Annotated in this window: 13 protein-coding genes; 3 read left to right on the top strand and 10 right to left on the bottom strand. The window is 61.0% G+C overall.

The window, feature by feature from the left end; genetic code table 11:
• The first annotated feature begins 91 nt into the window (after positions 1-91).
• On the top strand, positions 92-1,147 hold the full coding sequence (locus GRAN_RS17460; protein ID WP_241654902.1) for an acyltransferase family protein: 1,056 nt from the start codon (positions 92-94) through the stop codon (positions 1,145-1,147).
• Here GRAN_RS17460 and GRAN_RS17455 read toward each other — a convergent pair.
• The 3 genes from GRAN_RS17455 to GRAN_RS17445 all read right to left on the bottom strand — a co-directional run bounded on the left by GRAN_RS17455 (position 1,144) and on the right by GRAN_RS17445 (position 6,250).
• Positions 1,144-2,595, bottom strand: a complete 1,452-nt coding sequence (locus GRAN_RS17455; protein WP_128914340.1) for an O-antigen ligase family protein — start codon at positions 2,593-2,595, stop codon at positions 1,144-1,146. The genes GRAN_RS17460 and GRAN_RS17455 overlap by 4 nt on opposite strands.
• 87 nt (positions 2,596-2,682) lie before the next feature.
• Positions 2,683-4,992 carry a right-handed parallel beta-helix repeat-containing protein gene (locus GRAN_RS17450; protein WP_128914339.1) on the bottom strand — a complete coding sequence of 770 codons (2,310 nt, stop codon included), beginning with the start codon at positions 4,990-4,992 and terminating at the stop codon, positions 2,683-2,685.
• 247 nt (positions 4,993-5,239) lie between these two features.
• Positions 5,240-6,250: a 4Fe-4S dicluster domain-containing protein gene (locus GRAN_RS17445; RefSeq protein WP_128914338.1), complete on the bottom strand. Its 1,011-nt coding sequence runs from the start codon at positions 6,248-6,250 to the stop codon at positions 5,240-5,242.
• A 166-nt stretch (positions 6,251-6,416) separates the two neighbouring features.
• On the opposite strand from GRAN_RS17445, the gene GRAN_RS17440 reads away from it, so the two are divergent.
• Positions 6,417-7,913, top strand: a complete 1,497-nt coding sequence (locus GRAN_RS17440) for a sialate O-acetylesterase (RefSeq protein WP_128914337.1) — start codon at positions 6,417-6,419, stop codon at positions 7,911-7,913.
• 186 nt (positions 7,914-8,099) lie between these two features.
• Complete coding sequence (locus GRAN_RS17435; RefSeq protein WP_241654901.1) at positions 8,100-9,098, top strand: hypothetical protein; 999 nt, start codon at positions 8,100-8,102, stop codon at positions 9,096-9,098.
• A 28-nt stretch (positions 9,099-9,126) separates the two neighbouring features.
• Here GRAN_RS17435 and GRAN_RS17430 read toward each other — a convergent pair whose 3' ends face one another.
• The 7 genes from GRAN_RS17430 to GRAN_RS17400 all read right to left on the bottom strand — a co-directional run bounded on the left by GRAN_RS17430 (position 9,127) and on the right by GRAN_RS17400 (position 18,197).
• Entirely contained in the window at positions 9,127-10,497 is a 1,371-nt protein-coding gene (locus GRAN_RS17430) for an amidohydrolase family protein (protein WP_128914336.1), read from the bottom strand.
• A gap of 6 nt (positions 10,498-10,503) precedes the next feature.
• Positions 10,504-12,099 (bottom strand): flavin monoamine oxidase family protein, encoded by a 1,596-nt coding sequence (locus GRAN_RS17425; protein ID WP_128914335.1) that lies wholly within the window; start codon positions 12,097-12,099, stop codon positions 10,504-10,506.
• 85 nt (positions 12,100-12,184) lie between these two features.
• Complete coding sequence (gene dinB / locus GRAN_RS17420; RefSeq protein ID WP_479680603.1) at positions 12,185-13,318, bottom strand: DNA polymerase IV; 1,134 nt, start codon at positions 13,316-13,318, stop codon at positions 12,185-12,187.
• Between the two features lie 50 nt (positions 13,319-13,368).
• The gene (locus GRAN_RS17415) at positions 13,369-14,982 is read right to left on the bottom strand and encodes a pyrroloquinoline quinone-dependent dehydrogenase (protein ID WP_241654894.1); all 1,614 of its coding nucleotides are present in this window, start codon (positions 14,980-14,982) and stop codon (positions 13,369-13,371) included.
• Complete coding sequence (locus tag GRAN_RS17410; RefSeq protein ID WP_128914334.1) at positions 14,979-15,788, bottom strand: c-type cytochrome; 810 nt, start codon at positions 15,786-15,788, stop codon at positions 14,979-14,981. The genes GRAN_RS17415 and GRAN_RS17410 overlap by 4 nt, the downstream gene beginning before the upstream one ends.
• 63 nt (positions 15,789-15,851) lie before the next feature.
• Complete coding sequence (locus GRAN_RS17405) at positions 15,852-16,517, bottom strand: BON domain-containing protein (RefSeq protein ID WP_128914333.1); 666 nt, start codon at positions 16,515-16,517, stop codon at positions 15,852-15,854.
• A 96-nt stretch (positions 16,518-16,613) separates the two neighbouring features.
• Positions 16,614-18,197, bottom strand: a complete 1,584-nt coding sequence (locus tag GRAN_RS17400; RefSeq protein WP_128914332.1) for an acido-empty-quinoprotein group A — start codon at positions 18,195-18,197, stop codon at positions 16,614-16,616.

Raw genomic sequence — 18,197 nt, 5'->3', positions numbered from 1 at the left:
TCACCACGTTTCATGACCGCCCGCTAACCACGTTTACCGTACAACGCCCCACATTTTGCCGTCATTTTTCACCCGTCACCCGGAGGTTGCATTGCCCCGCCGTCCCCCTCCGCGTACTCTGACCCAAAACGCCATGCGCCAGAACAATTTCGATATCGTCCGCCTCCTCCTCGCGGCGATCGTGGTCCTCGTACACTCCGCGAACCTCAGCCAAAGCCCAGCTCTGGCGTTGATTCCAAGGCTCTTAAGCCAGCACGTCGCCGTCGAGGGCTTCTTCGCCATCTCCGGATTCCTCATCTTCGCCAGCTACGAGCGCTGCAAGACTCTCGCGGAATATGCAAGAAACCGCGCCATCCGCATCCTCCCCGGCTACTGGCTCTCCACCCTCCTTTGCCTCGGCATCGCCGCCGCCTACGGCAGCTTCCACGTAGGCAAGTTCCTCCTGGCTAACCTCTTATTTTCGAGCTTCTTACAGCCAGACATCCAGGGCGTCTTCCCCAACAACCCCGAGAACCACGCCCTCAACGGCGCCCTCTGGACCCTGAAAATCGAGGTGATGTTCTACATCGCCGTCCCGATCATCGTCTTCCTCTGCCGCACGTTACGTCGCGACGCCGTCCTCTGGGCCCTCTTCATCGCCTCTGTTTTGTTCCACATAGCTCTGGCTGAGCACAAGAGCCTCGTAGTCCAGCTCCCCGGCCAGCTCTGCTTCTTCCTCGTCGGAACCCTCATCCACTACCACCTGCCTCTCTTCAGAAAACACGGCAAGTGGCTGATGCTGGGAGCCTTAGCCGCTCACGCCCTCCATCTCTACACCGGCTGGTTCTTCCTCCGCCCACTCTCCGTAGCCAGCCTCACCCTCGGCGCCTGCCTTCTGCTCCCCCACATCCAGGGTCCCACCCGCTGGGGAGACTTCTCCTACGGCACCTACATCCTTCACTACCCCATCGTGCAGTGCATCATCGCCGCTGGCCTCTTCACCATCCACCCCTGGATAGCCCTCGGCCTGACCATCCTGATCGTCGCCTGCGCCGCCCAGTTCTCCTGGTTTCTCGTAGAAAAGCCAGCTCTCACGGTCGCAAAGTCCCGCCAGCTCCGCCGCGCAGCCATCGGGGCCACACCCAACTTCCCCCCGGCTGTCCCTTAGGATTTCCCGAAAATCCCGTTCATCCGAAGGATCGTATAGACCAGCGTAATCAGCGCCACCGACGTGATGAGCGCCATCTTCATCGCACGAGGCATCTCGAACTCCGGCCCCGACACTCCCTTGGCCCGTCCCATTCGTCCGATCGCTGCAACAATCCCCGCATTCACGAACAGCGGCATAATGTAAGACCGCGAAAGGAACCATCCCGCCGTCAGGAAACCCGCGAACGAAACTACCATCAACCCTGAAAGCCGTCGAATCTCTTTCGCTTCGGCAACCTTATCCACCTCGTCATCGGTATCGGCAAATGGGTTCTTCAATGAGAATCCCTTACGCTTCTCGCGGGCCTGTTCGCTCGCATCCTTCAACACAACCGGCTCTCTAGCGGATACGGCAGCAGCCCCATAGGCCATCATCCCCGCAGGCACAAGATCTTCATCCTTGACCTTCACCACCGCATCCGGATCGATACTGTTGACCGCCGCGTCCCGGACCGACGAGAACACAAATAGCACCCAGAAGAAGAACCCGATCATCCCAATCTCGGCCGCACACACGACGATGGAGTTATGCGCCGTGATGTAGTAATGATCAACGAAGCGTTTATAGCCCACCCCAAAAAGTGGATACTGCCGGATAAGTTCGAGCCCCCTCGACCAAGCCCCCATGCGGTCTTCGCCCTGCGACGCCGAAACATCCCGTCCACCCGACCAGCCGATCGCGGAGAGCCCAACGAACAACAGTACCGCTCCCACGATCGATGGCACCACCCCGAGCTTCTTCCTGCCCGCGACGATCACCACGACGAGGAGCGCCATCATCGCGCCGCGCGAATGAGTGAGGAACATCCCGTAGATCAGCCCGGCAACCGGAACATACACCATCAGAAGATTCGTTAAAAAGCGCTTCTTCTTCCAGAAGAAGAAAACACACGGAATCAACCCAACGATGAACTGTGCAAAATCGTTCGGGTCGCTGATGAACGACAACCCTCGGATTCGGATGATGTGTCCATCATCGGTATTCATATTCAGCAGGTAAGGGCTCTCCAGATCATTTGCCTGAATTGCGACATAGGCCTTGTAGGTCGTGAACAAGGCCGCGTACACCAGCACCGTCACGAGCATCTGCAGATGACTCTTCTTGCGGCAGTTCAATAGAACAAAGAAAAACGGCATTGAGTTCGGAATAAAGTCGAGAAACGCCACCGGCGCGCCACCGGCCCATCCACTCATCAGGACCGAGATGAAAACGGCACAACTCAGTCCAATGATCGCGTACGTCTGCGGGAGCCGAAATGTACCCGAGCCCTCTGCCGAAAAAACCGAAAAGAACATCGTGATCAACGCAATCACGATCTCGACATGATATTCGGCAAAGCTGCCAAAGACCGTCTCGGGCCCGAGATACGCGGTGAAGACAAAGAACAGCGTGAAAAAAAGTCCCATAGAATCACGATGCAGCAGATGCAATGATAGGTCATGCCCATGCAGGCAGGGAGCGAATGCGGATCAGGCCTGATCCTGTTGAAGCCCTTAGTCCAACGCCCCAAGAAACGTTTCGTCCTGCACCGAGGCGATCGTATTCGTAGCAGGAAAGTACTCCATGTTCGAAGGCTGATCCTGGATCTCGTGCGGCTGACTCGCCGCCAATCCGTGCATCTTGTGGTCCGGCGCAAACGTCTCGAGGCTGAATGGTCTTGGCCCAACATACAATGTTGCGGCGGCTGTGCCAGCTATGTGCTTCCGCATCCAGAGCATGTGTCCGTTCCCCGGCTTGCATTGCCCGTACACATCGCATGACAGAAGCTCGGCCTTCGACGTTCCGCCTTGATATACATCCGCGCTATTCCGATACGGCAGCGAGTAACCGGCATTGATCCAGTTCGTATCAACCAGGACGCTGGCCCACAACGCACCCGTCCATCGAAAATCGCCCGGCCCTGTCGTGGCAAAGACGTTATTCAGGCTGGTGATGTTCGGGAACTCCCCGGAGTGTCCTTGATCCGGAGAAGCCATGTCGAAGATCATCTTCGTTCCCGTGCGAAGCCGCAGAAGATGCGTGTTCTTCCAATAAAAGAGCATCCCGCCGCGCCGGTCGTTCCCAGGACCGGCAGGAACCTGCTGATCGTATCCGTAGTGGACGAACGACGAGCTTGATCCCGAGTCGTCCATGATATTTCCGTACACATAATCGAAGTGATACGCCTCAAGATTAGCCGCCACTTCGTCAGGCTTGGTCGGATCCATCTCCGGACCTTTACCCGGCGAAAGGCAATCCGAGCCGTGTCCTCCGCCGTGATACACGAACGAAAACTCGTACGGGATCACATAACAACCAAATGCTTGGGGCTCAACCATGTCGAACGCCCGCGAAGTTGTAGCCACAGGCTGCGAGACGTAGTTCCATCGCAGAAAGTTCATCACGGAACGAGTCTTGATCACGTTGCCGGTCGCGCCTTGGCGCGAAGCTCCAAAGTAGTTGAACTGGACCTGTAAACCGATCGACTGCAGATAGGCACCGTGAATTCCCTCTTTTCCAACTGCGCCCCAGTCGTGGATGTAGTTGCCTTCGACCGTAAGGTCCGCAACCATGTTCCCCTGCGGGGTCTGTGCATTGCTGAAAACCCCATGCCCGCAATGATCCATCTCATTGCCACGTATCAGAACGTTCCGTCCGGTCTGCACCCGCACACATGCCGCGAAGTCGTCATAACTCTTGAAGCCGGAGTTCGACTGCTTCACAAAGCTGAACCCGCTATTCGCGTTCCGGATATGCAGCCCCTCGATGATGATATTGTGCTCGCCGTCGGCTATCGCATCCAGCTTGTGCATGGCATCGTAGAGCGTAATGATCCCGAGGTCCTCGATGTACCCGTTCGCCCAGTTCGCATCCCGGCGCGAGGTCGCATTCGCTCCATCGACGATCGGCTTATTGCCCCGCTCATCCGTAACCCCACAAATACGAATCGGTCGAGTCGCCGTTCCGCTCGCAGGCAGTGAGATCCGCTGCCGATAGATCGTTGGAGACGCTCCCGTCGTATCGTCGTTGTGAATGCGAACCGTATCGCCACCAATCAGGCCGTTCCACGGAACCGCATCCAGATTGACATACGCCCTCTGCGGCCCAACCTCGTAGGTCTTTCCGCCACCGACAGCCGTGCAGTCCACCGCCTCCGTATGATCGGCGTTCGGAGCAGGCAACGCGTGTTCCGTCACGACGATAGTCGTCGATGCCTTTTTCGCGGATTCCTCCAAACTCGTGGCCGTCAGCACATAGGTCCCGGCAGCCGTCGCGGAAAACACTGCGTGGCGATTCCCCGACCCACCCGTCAGCGTTCCAGCTTTCCCCGGATTCGTCGTGATCTCCCACGTCACGCCCGTATTCACGCTTCCGCGCAGATCCGACTGAATCACCGCGTACTGCTTCTGGTAAAGCACCGTGGTCGCGGGAAACGTGCTGAGCATGATCTTCGGGGCGCACACCGGAATCACGATGAGAGCCGTCTTCGTCTCGTCGGCGACGCTTGCGGCCTTGACCACGCAACTCACCGCGGAACGAAAGCTCGGGCTCTCCGGCGTCGGATCCGTCGTCACATTCGTACATGCCGCCCCGTGTGCCGGTGCCGTCACCATCTGCGGTTCGCCCTGCGTGACCTGTTTCTCCAGCGTGCAGCCACCCGTCACAGACCAGCGGATTCCTAGGGTCTGTGTCCCCTCAACATCCGCATAGACCTGCCGCTTCGAGCCCGGAATCATCGCCAGGTCGGCAGGCTGCATCGCGATGCTGACCTGCCCGACCGCCGAGGCGGTACATACCAGCAGAACAAGAAATCGTAGTCGCACGAACATTCTCAAAGAGCACAATCCAGATTAGGTTGGATCAAGCTGCACATGCGATCCTCCATCGTCCTATCGGCATAAGACGAGGATCCGTTCACCGGCGAACGGGCGTGGCAAAGCTCGAGACGAGGCTGTTCCTCGAATCAAACAGGAAGACAAAGATGCTATAGGTCTGGCGACATTTCGTCCCGAGGCCATCGGACGCATCAGCATCGGAAACAAGCCCCCGACTCTGGCAGCGAGAAGTTAACTACATCCAAGATGCAGCCCCCGCGACCACTCCACGCCGAGCCATCGTCGCCAGTAGCTTAGGCCTCACATCCGGCCGCGTCCACGGGCACTCCGCAATGCAGATCCCGCACGACGCCGCCTCCGCGAAGTATGGAATGCACTTATCGAAGTCGACATACCACCGCTCCATCCCGCGCACCATCTGCTTCTCCTCCGAAATCGCGCCCGGCGGACACGCCCGTGTACACACCTGGCAGCTCTTGCAGAAGTCATCCGCCCCGAAGCGGCTCGACCCACTCGCCACCAGCGGCATATCCGTCGTCACCCCGGCAAGCCGCACCCCCGAGCCGAAGTGCCTGCTGATCAGAGACCCATGCTTCCCCAGCTCGCCCAATCCAGCCGCAATCGCCGGTGGAATCAGCACCAGCGCATTCGCCGACGGCCCTGGGTACGCATGAGCGTTATATCCCTGCGACCGGATCCAATTCGCCAGTCCATACGATGACCGCGTGCCCCGCGCATACTGATCGCCGATATCCACCACTCCCACGCCATTCGTCTCGTCTGACGGAACTTCCTTCAGCCGGTCGTAGTTATGCGCAAGCGCAAGCACGATCACCCATGGCTCCTCGACCGTGTATCCCTCGAACACATAAAGCTGATCCATCGCCGCCACGCCGAAGTCATCCGCCTCGTGGCTCAATGCGAACTCCCTCGCCCCGGCTGTAAGCTCTTCAGCCGAAGCCCCACTCCGCTCCTCGGCCACCGGGACCAGCTCAGGATAGTTATAAGCCGCCATAAACGCCGGCCCCGACCCCGGGCACTTCCGCGAACTCAGCCTCGCAACGTTCTGCAACTCCTCATACGGATGCTGATCCGGTGGATGCCAGAAGAACGGCGACGGCCTTCGCACCGTTGTCTCTCCCAGCCCATTGATCGGGTTGCCGGAAACCTTCAGCAGGGCAAGTGTTTCGGGCTTTGGGACATATGTCTTCCGCTTCGGGCGTCGTGGGTTCGCTTCTTCCGACATGGCTCGCCTCGTGTACAGCTCGTAGGCAAGCCAGTATAGCGACGCTGGCCGAAGGTGCGGATCAACCAATAGGTGGAGACCGTACAAACCACAGCCGCGCAGTGCTCTGCTTGCACACATCCTCTGCGTCACCCATGATGGTATGGATTTCACCCCGGAGATATCCATGCGCCTTGCCGCAACCCTGCTCCTCGCGACGCTCTGCACCGCCTCCCCCCTCGCCGCGGAAGTAGCCCTTCCCCATGTCCTCTCCGATCACGCCGTCCTCCAGCGTGAGAAGCCGGTCCGCATCTGGGGCTCGGCCGCCCCCTCCGAGAACGTCACCGTCAAGTTCCACGGCCAGACCGTCACCGCCCAGGCCGACACCTTCGGCCTCTGGGAGGCCTGGCTCAAGCCGGAAGCCGCCGGCGGCCCCTTCACCCTCACAGTCTCCGGCGACGCCACCGCGACGCCCCTGCAGCGCACCGACATCCTCGTCGGCGACGTCTGGATCGCCTCCGGCCAATCCAACATGGAGATGCCCCTCAAAGGCTTCAACGGCGCACCCCTCAAGGATCAGGAGAAAGAGATCGCCGCCGCCAGCCAGCCGAAGCTGCGCCTTCTCCTCCAGAAGAAGCGCACCTCCGCCACCCCGCTCGGCGACTCCGAGGACACCTGGACCCAATGCACCCCGGATACGGCCAAGGACTTCTCCGCCGTGGCCTACTTCTTCGGCCGCGAGATCTCGAACAAGGAGCACGTCCCCATCGGCCTCATCGACACCACCTGGGGAGGCACGCCCGCGCACTCCTGGATCAGCCCCCAGGGCATCGCCTACGCCAACCTCCCGTCCGTCGCCACCGACGCCGGAAAGATCGCCCAGGACCAGGGCTCCGCCGACGCCCTCAAAGCCCGATACGCCATCGAAGATGCCGCCCTCAAAGCCGCCGGCAAACCCCTCCCCACCCACCCGCGCCTTCCCAGCGACCATGGCGGAAGCTGGACACCCGGAACCCTCTTCAACGCCATGATCGCCCCCTACACGATGTACACCATCAAGGGAGCCATCTGGTACCAGGGCGAGACCGACGCCTCCGCCGAGCGCGCCCCCAACTACAACCGCGTCCTCACCGCTCTCATCCAGGACTGGCGCCGCCAGTGGGCGCAGGGCGAGTTCCCCTTCCTCTTCGTGCAGATCTCCAGCTTCGGCAACGGCACAGAGTGGGGCACCCTCCGCGACGCCCAGCGACGCACCCTCGAGCTTGGCGGAACCGGCATGGCCGTCACCCTCGACGTCGGCCTCGCCGCCAACATCCACCCGCCCGACAAGCAGACCGTCGGCAATCGTCTCGCTCTAAGCGCCCTCCAGGACGTCTACGGCGAAAAGCTCGAAGGCACCTCACCCCTCTTCGTAGAAGCCACCCCAGAAGGAAGCGCCATGCGCGTCTGGTTCTCCCACGCCGAAGGCCTCACCACCAAGGGCAAGCCCCTCGGCGGCTTCGAGATCGCCGGCGCGGATCGCAAGTACGTCCCCGCAACCGGAACCATCGAGAAGAACACCATCCTCCTCAGCTCCCCATCCGTCCCCGCGCCCAGGTACGTCCGCTATGCCTGGACCGGAACCGTCAACGACTGGCTCTACAACGCAGCCGGACTCCCCGCAGGCTCTTTCACCTCGGAATAAGCCACTCTCCCCTCGGAACCCTCTGCCGGAGCCCTATGATGGAAGAGGGGCCGGGCACACGCTGGCGTCCGGAGCAGATTGCGCAACGCATCTCTCCTCCGCGGTCACGTCGCATGCAGCGAAGACCCAACGCTCCGAAGGGGAACCATGCAGTCCAAACACATGCCATTCTTGAAGCTGGGAGCAATGGCATCTCTCCTTCTGGCCAGCGCGACCGTCCTCCTCGTCTGCCGGTCCCTCCCGGACGAACGCGGCATCCACACCGAAGTGGCGCAGGCATCATCTCAGCCCCTCGCCTCCGTGCCCCACATCGGCCCGTGCCCCATCTTCCCCGCCGATAACGTCTGGAACATCCCCATCGACACCCTGCCCAAAGACCCGCGCGCAGACCGCTACACCGACAGCATCGGCCCCCTCAAGCCCCTCCACCCCGACTTCGGAACCGACATGGCCAGCGGCATTCCCTTCACCGAAGCCCCTCCCGGCACCCTCCCCGGCACCGTCACCTTCGACAACCGCGAAGAGAGCGACCTCGGCCGCTACCCCATCCCACCCAACGCCCCCATCGAGGGCAACCGCTACAGCACCGACTCCGATCACCACATCCTCGTCATCGACTCCGAGCGCTGCCTCCTCTACGAGCTATGGCTTGCCCGACCCCAGCAGGATGGCTGGCTTGCCGGCTCCGGCATCCGCATGGACCTCACCAGCAACGCCCTCCGCACCGACGGCTTCACCTCCGCCGACGCCGCCGGTCTGCCCATTCTCCCCGGCCTCGTCCGCTACGACGAGGTCGCCTCCGGCCAGATCACCCACGCCCTCCGCTTCACCCTGCCCCACACACAGAAGTCCCACATCTGGCCGGCCCGCCACGACGCATCGCATCTCATGGACGCCAATCTCCCGCCACTCGGCATCCGCTTCCGTCTCCGGGCCGACTTCGATCTCTCCAAATACTCGAAAACCAACCAGGTCATTCTCACGGCTCTAAAACGCTACGGCATGTTCCTCGCCGATAACGGGAGCCCCATGTTCCTCACCGGCGTCCCCGACCGGCGCTGGGACGACCACGACCTGCACAAGCTTACCGCCATCGCATCCGAAGACTTTGAACCGGTAGACGAATCAACCTTGCAGATTCTCCCCGACTCAGCCCGGGTCGACCCCGTAGCCCTCAAGCACTAGCCCCCGCCGTTGACCACCCGCACCAGCCCTACCGGCAATGCCCCAACCCCGACAACCCCGCACCCCACCGCCCCAACCCAGCCGTCAGCTCCGCCACGGTAGCCGTCCAGGCATCAGAGCCCACCCCAAGCTCCTTCGCCCTCCCGCACACGCTCAGCAACGCAGCCCCCGCCCCGCCCCGCACCTGCTTCATCAACCCCGCATCTCCATACACCGCCGCCCCATCCACCATTACCATCGCAGCATCCCCCACCGAGGCATGCACCAGCGCCCCGTACGGATCGCCGTCGGCACTCATCAGCACAAGCAGGTCCGCCCTCTTCCCCACCGCGATCTCGCCCGTCTGCGCCCCGATTCCGCCAAGCCCCGCCGCATTCCGCGTAGCCATCTCGAACAACTCACGATCCGTAAACGGTGGCGAATCCTGCGTCGCATTCCACGTCGCTGCGTACTTCAACTCCTCCAGCATCCCATCCGACCCCGTCGGGCTCCAGTCCGGCGCGATCGCCATCGTCACCCCTGCCCGCTTCGCTCCCGCCACATTCGCCGTGCTCCCATACAGCTCGAAGTTGCTCCTTGGCGACCACACCAGGCCCACATGCGCCTTCGCCATATCCGCGAAGTTCGCCTCGCTCAGCGCCACCCCATGAATGATGCTGACCCCTGGCACTAATAGCCCCCGCGCCTTCAGCATTCCGAACTCACGCCGCGCACTCGCGTTCTGCGCATCCCCTTCGGCAATGTGAAACATCGCCGCCTTGATCGTCCCGTCTTTGAGACCACCGGCAAGCATCGTGACCTGGACCTGATCCAGCCCAAGCGGAAACACCTCGTACCGCAGCGTCTCGCCCCCATCCAGCCGCGAAGCCACCCCAAGTTCTCTAACCCATCCACCCAGGCAATGCGCCGGAACACTCTCCGGAGCCACCGTCATCCCCGGCTCCGTCAGGTCACGCGGAGAAAGCCCGGCCTGCGACGTCGCCCCACCCACCAGCGACTTTACCTCGGCATACCGCTCCGCCGCGCATCCATTCCCCTCCGCCACCATCTTCATATGCGGAACACCCAGAGCCATCTGGTACTCCGGCATTTGCTGCCAGTCATACCGCGCACCAGACTTTACTCCCGCGCTCCATCGCCCAAGCGCATTCCAAGTCACGTGGTCATGCAGATCGATCAACCCCGGATAGATAATCCCACCCGTCTCGACGACCTTCACTCCGGCCGGAACCTTGACGTCAGCCCCCGCCGCGACAATCCTGGACCCGTCGATCAGCACCGTCCCCTGCACCACCGGCCCCGACGCCATCACCACGGTCCCGCGCAGCGCAACCCTCTGCGCCACGCACGGAACTGGGACCCCCACCAGCAGCAATCCAACCAGGGAACGAAAAATCATCACCCGCTAAGCCTTCACCTGCATCGCAATCCGTTCGATCGCATGATGCGCCGAAAGCACCGCGCCCTCCTGCCAGCCCACCAGATGCGAAAGATAGTCCCCGGCAAAGTATGTCCGTCCCTCGACCGTCTCGAGTTGCGCATACGCCCCATCGCTCGAAGCCAAATGGTTATTCGCGAAGCACCCAAGCGAGTAAGGAATGCTGCTCCACTGGATATAAATCGGCTTGGTCAGAAGATGTGACTTACCCGGATGCAGCGTCTCCACCGCACTCCGCGAAGCATTGAGCTTCGCCTCATGCGTCGGCAGCGCACCAAACTCCGTCGGCTTGAAGCTGTTCGTACCTCCCATCCCTAACCCGCCCGAATCCTCGCGCTCGGAGTTGAACCCAGCCACGATCACACCCGTCGGCGAGAACATCTTCGCGCTCGGATACCAGACCAGGTCGACCGGGTGCTTCAGGAACGAGATCCCGCCATAGATGCGGCTCTCCGTCTCCCAGAACCGCGGAGACTCCCACGCAATCTTGTACAGCGCCGTCATCGGCATGCCCGAGAACGCCGCCTGCGTCTTCGCCGTGAAGTTGTTCTTCGTCTTCGCCAGCACCGAGATAGGCATCGTGCAGATACAGAAGTCCGCCTTCGCCGTCTTCGTCGCGCCTGCACACGTGTAGGTCACCGTCACCCCACTTGACGACGTCGCAATATCCACCACCGGCGAGTTGTACTGGATCATCTCCTTCGGCAGCGCCTTCACAAACCCATACCCGATCTGGTCCATACCGCCAATCGGCTGGAACATCGTCGCCTGCCAGTCGATCTGCTCCTCGTATAGCTCACCCTTCGAGAAGTCCGCCACCAGCAGCTCCTTCAGGCTCAGCGGCTTGTTCAGCACATGCTTTGCCGGACCCGCCCCACGCGGCGTCACAAAGCCGCCACGCATGGTGCCCGTGTACTTCCCGTCCGTCCCGAGATCCCCAAACCCCATCAGGAAGTCGAGCATCTGCGTCTTCTCGTCCGCGGTCAGCTCCTCGTCGAGCGCACTCTTCTTCACCGCCTTCGACAGCAGCTCCGCGAGATACCCACGCGTATCGTGAATCACCTGCCGTTGCGGAACCGCCTTGCCGCCATTCAGCCCCGGAGCCTGCATCAGCGCCGACCGTGACACGTTCACCTCGACCTCGAGCGGCACCCCAAGCTTCGCGCAGTAGTCCAGCAGGTGCGTATGGATCGACGGAATCCTCGCCGGTCCCGCGTTCAGATACCCGCCGCCGCCCCACGAGCACGTCTGCTTCGTCCCGTCCGTAAACTCCACCACCGACCCGTCCCGCACCGACCACGACCGCCCACCCGGCCTCTCCCGAGCCTCGAGCACCGTACACGAGAAACCCGCTTTACACATCTCGTAAGCAGCCGTAAGTCCCGCGATCCCAGCCCCCAGGATCAACACTGTCTTGCCCTTGCCGAAGTCTGCCGCAAGCTCCGGCAAAGGCGAAACTCCTGAGCTTGGCGTCAGCCCAAGCGCATGCATCGCCGAAAACGCTGCGGAATATCCGCCAACCTGTGCCAGTCGCTGCAGAAAAATACGCCGGGTGAGGCTCATCTGTGTGGGTCTCCCTGATGCTTGTTTATGGATTGTGAGTTAACAATCCGAGTGTCCGGGAAAACACCCGAACACGCAAGCAAAATCAATCAGCCAGCAGCGACGGTACAGCTTCTTCCACCGCTTCACGAAAGTTACTCAGCCCCACACCCACCAACCGGAACCTCTGCCCTGAACCCATCTCTACCCGCTCCCGCAAACCAAGCGCGATCTCCGTCAACTCCTCCACCGACTCCGGAGGCTTCACCGGCGTGTGGCTCCGCGTCATGCTGGCGAACTCCGCCGTCTTCAGCTTCAGCACCACCGTCCGCGCCACCCGCGCATCCCGCCGCGAAGCATTCCACACCTTGTCCGCCAGCTTCCGGATCACCTCATCCGTCTCCGCCAGCGGAATATCCCGCTCGAACGTATCCTCCGCCGAGATCGACTTCGAGTTCCTGTCCGGAACCACCGGGCTATGATCAACCCCGCGCGCAAGCTGGTGCAGCCTCCCGCCATACCGCCCGAAGTACCCCTCGAGCGTAGCCAGATCGCACGCCAGCAGATCCCCCACCGTGGCAATCCCGAACTCCTTCATCCGCGCCTCGGTCACCTTCCCCACGCCCGGGATCCGCCCAACGGGAAGAGGCACCAGGAACGCCTCTACATCCTTCGGCTGAATCACAAACAACCCATTCGGCTTCCGCCAGTCCGACGCGATCTTCGCCAGGAACTTGTTCGGAGCCACCCCCGCCGAAGCGGTCAGCGACGTCTCCTCCCATATCTCCTCGCGGATCTTCTTCGCCACCCGCGTCGCCGTCGGCAAGCCAGTCTTGTTCTCCGTCACATCGAGATAAGCCTCATCGAGCGACAGCGGCTCCACCAGATCCGTATGCCGCAGAAAGATCTCCCGCACCGCGCGCGACACCGCCTTGTACCGCACGAAGTCCGGCGGCACGAACACCGCCTCCGGACAAAGCCTCTCCGCCGTCACCGCAGGCATCGCAGACCGCACCCCGAACCTCCGTGCCTCGTACGACGCCGCGCAGACAACCGATCGCCGACCCCTCCACGCCACCACCACCGGACGCCCCCGCAGCCCCGGATCGTCCCTCTGCTCGACCGACGCATAGAACGCGTCCATGTCCACGTGCACGATCTTCCGCTGCAACGGCGATCCGCCAGCCTCGAACTGAGGCGTCAGGCGCAGATCGTCGCTCTCTGTCCCCAGAATTGTCACATCCTGATTCTAAGCGAACAAAGAGCGAACCATACCCGAAAATTGAAGACCTACGGCAGAGCAAACGCGATGACGTTATCGCCCGCCGCCACCGCGAAGTACTGCTTGCCCTCAACCCCATACGCCATCGGAGAAGCATGCATCGCCTGCCCAGGACTGAACGCCCAAAGTGGCTTCCCCGTCTTCGCATCGTCGATCTCGAACTCTTCCGCATCGTTGCCGAACGCAACCAACCCACTCGCCGTCGACATCACGCCCGCCGTCGCATGATCCCCACCCGCCTGCTTGTCGCGCCACGCAAAGTCCAGAGTCTTCAGATCGAACGCATTGATATACCCAACGTTCGGTGGATGGTTCAACGGCTTACTCGCCCCCGTAGAGTAGTACTCCCGCCCCTCTTCAAAACCCTCCGTCTTTGCCTTGAACAGGCTGCAATCCTCCAGCGACCGGAAGTAAAACATCCCCGTCCCCGGGCTATAACTCGGGGAATACCAGTTCGTGCCGCCCCCATAACTCGGGCACACCGTCACGCCCTTCGCATCTGGAATCAGCCCAGCCGAGATCGGCCGCCCATGCGCATCGATCCCCTTCGCCCAGTTCTGGATCATGATGAACTGCTTCGAAAACAGGTACTCTCCCGTCGTCCGATCCAGTATGTATAAAAACCCGTTACGATTCGCCGTCACCACAAGCTTGCGGCGTTTGCCTTTAAACTCCGCATCCACAAGCACCGGTGTCTGCACCGCGTCATAGTCATACAGATCATGCGGGCTGAACTGAAAATGCCACTTCAGCTTCCCCGTATCCGGATCGAGCGCAAGCAGCGAGCTCGTGTACAAATCATCCCCCGGCCTCACACTCCCATCGAAGTCCGGCGAAGGATTCCCCGTCCCCCAGAAGATCGTATCCAGCTCCGGATCGTACGTCCCCGGCATCCACGTCGTCCCGCCGCCATGCAGATACATCTCCCCCGGCCAGCTCTCCGACCCCTTCTCCCCCGGCCCCGGAATCGTCCAGAACCGCCACGCCTCCTTGCCTGTCTTCACATCGAACGCGGCAATAAACCCACGCACGCCATCGTCCCCACCCGACGTCCCCACCAGCACCTTATCCTTCACAATCAGCGGAGCGCTCGTCGCCCCAAAGTTCTTATTCCCCGTCGCGTACAAAACATCCCAGATCACATTTCCCGACCGTGCATCCAGGCACAGCAGGTGCGCATTATCCGTCTCCATGTAGAGCCTGCTGCCAAGCACCGCGACGCCGCGATTGATATGTCCCGAAGCATCATCGATCAGCCCCGTCGACACACCGCGCGCATGATGCCAGAGTTGCTTCCCCGTCTTCGCATCGAGCGCGTACGCATCGTTCGACCCGGTAACAAACATCACCCCCGCCACCACCACCGGCGTCACCTGCAGCACACCCGCGTTCTTCGTATGGAAGATCCACTTCGCCCCAAGCTGCTTCACATTCGCAGGCGTCACTTCCGTCAGCGAGCTATACCGCTTCCCCGTGTAATCGCCGTTATAGGAGACCCAGTTCTCCCGAATCTCCTTCTGCAGCAGATCACCCTGCTTCACATCGACAACACCACTCTGCCCAAGTGCCATCCCCGAAACCAACGCAGCAAGCGCACAACCCAAACCAAGCCTGATCTTCAATTGCCACCCCGCCGCTTCTTCACTACCGTCTCCACCGGAGCGCTCTTGCTCGTCACAATCAGGAAGGCCGCAAGGTCATCCAGTTCCGTCGCCGACAACCGCGTGCCATAATCCAGCGGCATCAGCGAGCGGCCCATATACGTAACATCCGCAAGTCCGTCACGCCGAAGGAAGTGATACCGCCCATCCTCCGTCTGCACCGCGAGATTGATGTTGTCCTCGGACCGCAGCACCCCTACCAGTTTCTCGCCTCTCCCGGTCTTCACCTCGACCACTCGCGCCTCGCGCGGCACCTCCGCGTCCGGAGACACGATGGCCTTTTTGATCGCCTCAACCCCACGGCTCTGCCCATACGCCGTCATGTCCGACGCGATAAACCCGCCCTCACCCTTCACCATGTGGCACGTTGAGCATCCTGCCTTACCAAAGAAGACAGCCCTTCCAGCCTCCGCATCCCCAGTGATCGGAGCATCAACCGCACCCACCTTCACACCCTGCAGCGCACGGAGATGCTTCACCACCGCTGTGATCGAATCATCGCCAAGAAAGCTGAACGGAGGCATCCCCTTCCCGGAGATCCCGTCATGCACAATCCCAATCAAATCCGCATCCGAACGCGCAATCGTCGTCGGCATCGTAGCGATCGAAGGCCCACGATCGCTTCCCTTGCCATCTGCCCCATGGCATCCAGCGCAGCTTCGCCCGAAGACCTCAGCCCCGCGGTCTGCCGCCGCCTGCCCAAATCCGGGCAGACTCGTAAGAAGAATTACAAAGCCGACACCGCTCAGCCAACGCACCACATTCACCAGGATCGCGTTCCCATCGAAGAAGATTGAGATTCGTTACCCGATGATAACTCCCCACGCCACCTACTTCGCGGCACCCTTCGACACCGATCCCTGCACGATCAAATCGTTGTCGACACTGAAAGCGCCCGGCGCAAAGTTTGCCTGCATCCCAGCAATCGCCGCATCCGACTGGTTCAGCACCACCCCATACAGCGTCACATTCCCGTTCTTCACGATGATGTGAATCGCGTGGTATCCAATCGGCGGCTGATTCGTGATCCCGCCAGCCATGAACGCCACACTCCGCCCACCCGGCCCCATCGCCCGCGCCAGCGAACCCGCATTCGCGTTGTACTTCCGCAAAGTGGCCTGCGTGTAGATCCGGTTGTAGACCGCCGCACGAACGCGATCGTCATTCGGTGAGTTCGGCAGAACCTCGATCTGGTTACCCACCTTCTCCACGCCCGGGATATTCTTCACCGCGTTCTCGGCATCTGACTTGAGCGTTGGCCGCGAGGCAAACCCGCGCAGCACGACGGTCTTACCCTGATCCCCAAACGTCATCCAGTCGAAGACGCCATAATTTGTCAGCCCGGCGAGCTTCTTCTGAATCTCCTTGCCAATGCGAAGCGCATCCTCCTGCGACCACATCGGCCCAGGCTGCTGGTTCTGACCAAGAACCGTGTTTGCCGGAACACCAAACGTAAGAAAAACCATTGCCGAAATCAGGCATTTGCGAAGGCTCATCGTTATCTCCTCGGGTTAGAGTCCATGCCAGCGTGCAAGCACAATTTACCCCTGCGCTAGGAGACACGTCTACCGCAATTGCGATAAAAAGCCCGCTTACCGCGCGGCTTTGCCCTTATGCCCCGCACTCTTAGCGATCTCTGTGACCTCAGGAAGAGCCCACGCAAACAACACGCTCCCACTGCTCGTCAGCACATATTGCTTGCCATCCAGCGCATAACTCGCTGGCGAACTCTGCATCTGCGGCCCTGGCGCTGCATGCCAAAGCGTTTTCCCCGTGGCCGTTTCGAGTGCCAACACGTTCCCGTAAGCATCCCCGGTAAACGCCACACCAGACTCGGTTGTCAGCACGCCCGCCCCCGCGCCGTTCTTACCAAGAAAGTGCGACCACTTGATCTTCCCTGTCTGGTAGTCGATCGCATCAAGCTCTGCCTTACCCCAGACCCCGTAGTCGGCACCTGCCCATCCATACGTTCCATCGGCAGGCTTCGTGAAGTACACGCTCCAGCTCGGATGCGAATCCACCAGGAACAAACCCGTCTTCTTATCGAAGCTCGGCGACCGATAGTTCGTCATGCCACCTTCATCCGGTGCGATCAGCCGTCCATCCGGGGCCGGTTCCTTCGCCGGATCGGGAATCGGCTGGCCCTTCGCGTCGATCCCCTTAGCCCAGTTCACCGGGCCGAACGGTGTCGTCAGCAACGCCTTCCCATTTGTCCGATCCAGCACGAAGAAGTACCCATTCCGCGAGCTCTGCATCAGCATCTTCGTCGGCTTGCCATGGAAGTCACCATCCACCAGCACTGGAGTCTCCACCGCATCCCAGTCGTGCGTATCGTGGGGCGACGGCTGAAAAGCCCACACCAGCTTGCCCGTCTCCGGATCAAGCGCCACGATGCTGCACGTGTACAGGTTGTCGCCCGGTCTCACCTCCCCGTTCAAGACGGGCGTCGGATTCCCTGTGCCCCAATAGATCAGCTTCAGCACCGGATCATAGGTCCCGGTCATCCACGTCGCTCCACCTGTCGTCTCGTGCGGAGTGCCTGCCGGAGGACTCGCATCCCAACGCCACTGCTCTTTGCCGGTATCCGCGTCGATCGCCTTCAAAAATAGCTGGATATTATCCGAGTCCCCCGAGACCCCCACCAGCACATGGTTCCCCACGATGAGAGGAGCCTCCGTCGTCCAGTAACCCTTCTTCACATCCGCGACCACGGTCTCCCAAAGCACCTTGCCATTGCGCGCATCGAGCGCGATCAGGTGGCAGTCCGGCGTGAGAAACATGATCGTGCCCTTGTACATCCCTACGCCACGGTTGCCGATGTGCAGCCCCGGGTTCGGTGGATACGTGTACTTCCAAAGCATGTGCCCTGTCCGTGCATCGACCGCCCACACGTTGTCCGGCACGGTGAAGTAGATCACCCCATCCACCATCAGTGGCGAAGCCTTAATCAGCGCAGCCTGATTCGTCTGGAACGCCCAAGCCAGCCCAAGTGTGCCCACATTACCCGGAGTAATCTGCGTCAGCGGACTATGCCTCTGCCCCGTGTAGTCGCCATGATACCCGGGCCAGCTCGTAGACGGATGCAGCAACTCCGCCGCCTCCAGATCCTGCGCCCACACCCGGCCCGCTGCCATCACAACCAACATCAGCATCAACGACTTCATCAAACGCGTCAT

It is taken from the genome of Granulicella sibirica (assembly GCF_004115155.1).
Lineage (GTDB): Bacteria > Acidobacteriota > Terriglobia > Terriglobales > Acidobacteriaceae > Edaphobacter > Edaphobacter sibiricus.
Note: the sequence above shows the minus strand (reverse complement) of the source record. Positions and strands in the feature narration are given on the sequence as shown.

What these genes read in the sequence shown, in the direction of transcription:
- GRAN_RS17440 (WP_128914337.1), top strand. Translation starts at nt 6,417, where the DNA reads ATGCGCCTTGCCGCAACCCTGCTCCTCGCGACGCTCTGCACCGCCTCC.
- GRAN_RS17455 (WP_128914340.1), bottom strand. Translation starts at nt 2,595, where the DNA reads ATGGGACTTTTTTTCACGCTGTTCTTTGTCTTCACCGCGTATCTCGGG.
- GRAN_RS17405 (WP_128914333.1), bottom strand. Translation starts at nt 16,517, where the DNA reads ATGAGCCTTCGCAAATGCCTGATTTCGGCAATGGTTTTTCTTACGTTT.
- GRAN_RS17400 (WP_128914332.1), bottom strand. Translation starts at nt 18,197, where the DNA reads ATGACGCGTTTGATGAAGTCGTTGATGCTGATGTTGGTTGTGATGGCA.
- GRAN_RS17425 (WP_128914335.1), bottom strand. Translation starts at nt 12,099, where the DNA reads ATGAGCCTCACCCGGCGTATTTTTCTGCAGCGACTGGCACAGGTTGGC.
- GRAN_RS17435 (WP_241654901.1), top strand. Translation starts at nt 8,100, where the DNA reads ATGGCATCTCTCCTTCTGGCCAGCGCGACCGTCCTCCTCGTCTGCCGG.
- GRAN_RS17445 (WP_128914338.1), bottom strand. Translation starts at nt 6,250, where the DNA reads ATGTCGGAAGAAGCGAACCCACGACGCCCGAAGCGGAAGACATATGTC.
- GRAN_RS17430 (WP_128914336.1), bottom strand. Translation starts at nt 10,497, where the DNA reads ATGATTTTTCGTTCCCTGGTTGGATTGCTGCTGGTGGGGGTCCCAGTT.